The sequence below is a fragment of the Rhizobacter sp. P1_G5 genome, assembly GCF_056405435.1.
In genome coordinates this window covers 1-4,224 of record NZ_JBFUCB010000539.1, presented here as the reverse complement: position 1 = coordinate 4,224, position 4,224 = coordinate 1, and the positions used below count along the sequence as shown (strand labels likewise).

Genomic DNA, 4,224 nt, shown 5'->3' with positions numbered 1-4,224 from the left:
GGCCTCGGCCTCGTCGATGCGCCGCATCAACCGCTTCAACCCCGCCTCGGCATCGGTCAGCGGCGGCGGCGGTTCGGCCATCGCCTGGCGCAGCGCACGCTGCCAGGCCAGGTCGGTGGAATCGTCATCGGCGTCATGCTTCTTCATCGTCGTACTCCTTGCGGCCCTCGCGGCCCGGGCGGCGCACCGGCGACACGCCGGCCAGCATCGGCAGCACCTGGCGCAGCTTCGCGCGGGCGTGGAACATGCGCGCCTTCACGGTGCTGAGCTCGCAGTCCATGATCTGCGCCACCTCGTCGAGCGAGTGGCCGGCGCCGTAGGCCAGCTCCATCGTCGCGCGCTGCTCGGCGTTGAGGCGGCGCATGCCCTTGGCGACCCAGTCGGCCAGCTCGTGGCGGGCGTGGGGGTCGTCGAGGGCATGCAGCTCGTGGGTTTGTTCATCCGCGGGCGCTTCGACCGGCTCCTCGCCGTGCTCGCGCAGCGTCTTCAGCGCGCAGCGCCAGGCGATGCCGAGGATCCAGGTCGACACCCGCGACTCGCCGCGGAACTCGCCGGCCTTCTGCCAGACGATCCAGAAGGTGTCGTTGATCACCTCCTCCACCACGTCGGCGCGGCGCGTCAGCCGGGCCAGGAAGCGGTCGAGGCGGCGGTGGTAGCCGTGATACAGCGCCGCCAGCGCCGCGCGCTCGCCGTCGGCGATGCGGCGCAGCAGCGCGGCCTCGTCCGCATCGTCCAGGCGGGCGGCGGCGGGGCGGGCGCGGATCAGCGAAAGCAGCGGCATACCGGTGTGTACGCGCGGGCGCCGCGAAAGTTGCAAGTATTTTTGGAAATCGGCTTCAGAAGCCGACCGTCAGGCTGCCGACCCAGCGCGAATCGGCCGCCGCGCCGAACCACTCGCGCGCCCGGTGGTCGGTCGCGACCCGCGACAGCTCGTACTGCACACGGCTGCCGATGCGCCCGCTCAGGCCGAGGTGGCCGTAGTCGTAACTGAAGGCGGCGCGGCGCTGCTGGTCCTGGTGGCCGAGCCCGGCCGTCAGTGCGAAAGAGGCCCCCGCCAACCGCCCCAGCGGCTGGCGCAGCACCAGGTCGGCGGCCCAGCCGCTGCGGTGGCCGTTCGGCGACGCGGCAGTCTGGCGCAGCGCGGTGACCGAGGCGACCACGCGGTCGCGCCACGCGAGCGTCGAGGCGAACTCGTCGCGGTCGAAGCTGCGCAGGTAGTCGTCGAACGGGTAGGCGTAGTGGCTGGCCGCGAGCTGYGCGCTCCAGTCGTCGTCGAGGCGGAACGCACGGCCGGCGCTGGCGTACAACTGGGTCGTCCAGCCTTGATCGGTGGAGGGCCGCAACGTGGCGACGCCGATGCCTGCGAGCCAGCCGTCGGCGCTGTCGACCGACACGCCGGCCTGCAGCACCGGCTTGGCATTGCCGAGCGCGACGCCCCGCACCAGCAGCGCCGAACTGGCGCCGACGGTGGCGTCGACCTCCTGGGCCCAGGCGCCGGACAGGGCCAGCGCCGCTGCGGCCGTCGCGACGGCGCGCAAGACCAACGGCGCACTCATGCGCCAATGGTCATATCACCGATCCATCGCGCAGAGCGTCACCCGCCATGCACGACACGGCATAGCCAAGCGACCGCCGCGGAACCGGCTTCGCCGGGCCGCTGGCGGTGCCCCCTTGAGGGGGAGGCGCCGAAGGCGCTTCGGGGGTGGGCAACTTCAAGCCTTCGGCAGCGGGATCGCCTTCAGCGTGCTGCCTTCGACCTCGAAGCGGCCGCCGACCGCGGGGGCGGTCTGCTGCGTGACGGTGCGGGTGGTGCCGTCGTCCATGCGCAGGCGCACCTGGTAGACGGTGGTGCTGCGGGCGCGCTTCTCGACCTCGTGGCCGGCCAGCCCGCCGCCGACGGCGCCGAGCACCGTCATCGCCTTCTTGCCGTTGCCGCCGCCCATCTGGTGGCCGACCACGCCGCCGAGCACGCCGCCGGCGACCGCGCCGATGCCGGTGCCTTCACCCTTGCGAGTCTCGGTCTTCACGCTCTCGACGGTGCCGCAGTTGGCGCAGATGTCGGCGGCCGCAGTGGTGGTGGCCGGTGCCGGTTTGGCGGCGTGGCTGGCCTTGCCCTTGGCCGATGCGGTGGCCGCCACCGGTGCGGCCGGCTCGACCGGCGCGGGCTTCGGCCCGCTGGTCAGTGCAGCCGCCAGCGCGCCGGCGCCGACCACACCCAGGCCACCGGCGACCCACCACGCCGTGCGGCGCGCTGCGGGCGCCGCGGCACCCGGCGTGGCCGAGGGGTCGAGGGCGAGGTTGGCAGAAGAAGAGCTGTCCATGGCAAATCCTGGTTCAAGAGAAAGGAAAAACGTTCACGAACGCGATCATCAACCCAGAAAGCCCAGATTTCGTTTCGAAAAGTTCGCGAGATTGGGAAAAACCATGTCGAGGTTGGCATCGCTGACGCCGAACCACTTGCCCAGCGTCGCGCCGACCTGGTCGACCGCGATGCCCGGCAGCAGGCTGCCCGAGCCCACTTCGTCATCGTGGTTGATGCCGACCAGCGGGAAGCGGCCGTAGACGTCGCCGCCCTTGACCGCGCCGCCGTGCACGAAGTGATGGCCGCCCCAGCCGTGGTCGGTGCCGTCGCCGTTGCTCGTGAAGGTGCGGCCGAAATCCGACGCGGTGAAGAGCGTCACCTGGTCGCGCACGCCCAGCGTGCCGAGCGTCGCATCGAAGTAGTTGATCGCGTGCGAGATGCGCGCGTACAGGTCGGCATGCGCGCGGTTCTGGTTGTCGTGCGTGTCGAAGCCGCCGATGCTGACGAAGAACACCTGCCGCTTGGTGCCCAGCGCGGTGCGCGCGCCGATGATGCGCGCCACCGTCTGCAGCTGCTGCGCGAGGCCGTTGTTGGCGTTGGCGCGCTGCGCCGGGTTGTAGTACTGCGTCGGCGCGGTGACGGTCGATGCGGTGAAGGCCGACTGGAACGCGGCCTGCGCGTCCATCGAGCGGCGCACGATCACCTGGTGTTCCTTGCCCAGCAGGTTCTGGTTGTCGGCGGTGATGATCGACTTGAAGGCCGTCGTCGCCGCGGCCGAGCCGAACAGCGAGCCGGTCAGCCCGCCGATCGCCGTCGCGCCGTTGTTGGTCACCTGGTACTGGAACACCGAGTTGCCGGCCATGTAGACCGCATTGCCCTGCACCGAGATGTTGGTGAAGGTCGAGCTGGTGTTGCTGCCGGCCAGCAGGTCGCCGAAGCGCCCGCCCCAGCCGACGCGCGCGCCTTCCGGGCCGAGCGCCTGCCACATCGACTGCTGGTCGTTGTGCGAGAACAGCTTGGCCGGGCGCGCCTTCGTGCCCTTCTGGTACTCCGCCTTGGTCAGCGGCGTCACCAGCGGGCCGGCGTTGGCGATGATGCCCAGGCGGCCCTGGTCGAACAAGGCCTTGGTCTCGGTCATGCTCGGGTGCAGCGCGAACTTGCGCGACGCGTTCTCCGGGTTCGCGAGGTTCTTCGACGCGATCGACAGCACGCCGCCGAGTGCGGCCGGCGAGGCCGCCGCGGCCGTGGCATCCACCGCGGTGCCGACCGGCTTCAGCGCGATCGGGTCGGGTGCGGTCGCGCGCAGCGTGCTGTAGGTCTGCCACGAGGCGTCGTCCCACGGCAGCACCATGTTGGCGGAGTCGTTGCCGCCGTACATGAACAGGCAGACGATGGCCTTGTAGTCGCTGGCGGTCTGCGCGACGGCCGCGCCCATCGTGGCCATGTTCAAGGCAAAGGGCAGGCCGGCCGAACCGACGGAGCCCGACAGGATGGTCGCGCGGCGCAGGAATTCGCGGCGGGAGGCTTGGTTGGAAGACATGTCGCGGTTCCTCACTTCTGGGTCAGGTAGTCAGACGAGGCCATCGTCAGGAATACCGCGATGGCCACGCGATCGCGCGTGGCGGCGTCGATGTCGGTCTGGTTGATGACCTTGCCCGCGGTGTCCTTGCGCACCGGCGGGATCATCCGGCCGTTGACGGCCGACAGCAGCTGCGTGCGCAGCGCGGCCGGCATCTGCCCCGACATCATCAGCAGGTTCAGGCGGTCCAGCAGCAGCTCCGGCTTGTCGGCCAGCGCCTGCTCGGCCGAGAAGTCGAGCTGCACGTCGCGCCCGGTGTTGATCGCGATCCAGCCGCGCAGGTAGTTCAGGTAGCCGGCCACCGACACCTCGTTGGCCAGCTGCAGCTCCGGCGCGACCAGGT

At 70.7% G+C, this 4,224-nt stretch carries 4 protein-coding genes and 1 pseudogene; all 5 read right to left on the bottom strand.

The features are described 5' to 3' along the window. Window positions 1-133: 133 nt before the first annotated feature. Window positions 134-781, bottom strand: coding sequence for a sigma-70 family RNA polymerase sigma factor (locus AC1D12_RS26430; protein WP_477825450.1), 648 nt, complete (start codon window positions 779-781; stop codon window positions 134-136). 55 nt (window positions 782-836) lie between these two features. Then, window positions 837-1,556 carry a hypothetical protein gene (locus AC1D12_RS26425; RefSeq protein WP_477825449.1) on the bottom strand — a complete coding sequence of 240 codons (720 nt, stop codon included), beginning with the start codon at window positions 1,554-1,556 and terminating at the stop codon, window positions 837-839. A gap of 156 nt (window positions 1,557-1,712) precedes the next feature. After that, complete coding sequence (locus AC1D12_RS26420) at window positions 1,713-2,321, bottom strand: glycine zipper 2TM domain-containing protein (protein ID WP_465110414.1); 609 nt, start codon at window positions 2,319-2,321, stop codon at window positions 1,713-1,715. Window positions 2,322-2,369: 48 nt separating this feature from the next. Beyond that, on the bottom strand, window positions 2,370-3,842 hold the full coding sequence (locus AC1D12_RS26415) for a DUF1501 domain-containing protein (RefSeq protein ID WP_465110413.1): 1,473 nt from the start codon (window positions 3,840-3,842) through the stop codon (window positions 2,370-2,372). 11 nt (window positions 3,843-3,853) lie between these two features. Further along, window positions 3,854-4,224: pseudogene (locus AC1D12_RS26410) on the bottom strand (DUF1800 domain-containing protein); the annotation flags it as partial.

What these genes read in the sequence shown, in the direction of transcription:
- AC1D12_RS26430 (WP_477825450.1), bottom strand. Translation starts at nt 781, where the DNA reads ATGCCGCTGCTTTCGCTGATCCGCGCCCGCCCCGCCGCCGCCCGCCTG.
- AC1D12_RS26420 (WP_465110414.1), bottom strand. Translation starts at nt 2,321, where the DNA reads ATGGACAGCTCTTCTTCTGCCAACCTCGCCCTCGACCCCTCGGCCACG.
- AC1D12_RS26415 (WP_465110413.1), bottom strand. Translation starts at nt 3,842, where the DNA reads ATGTCTTCCAACCAAGCCTCCCGCCGCGAATTCCTGCGCCGCGCGACC.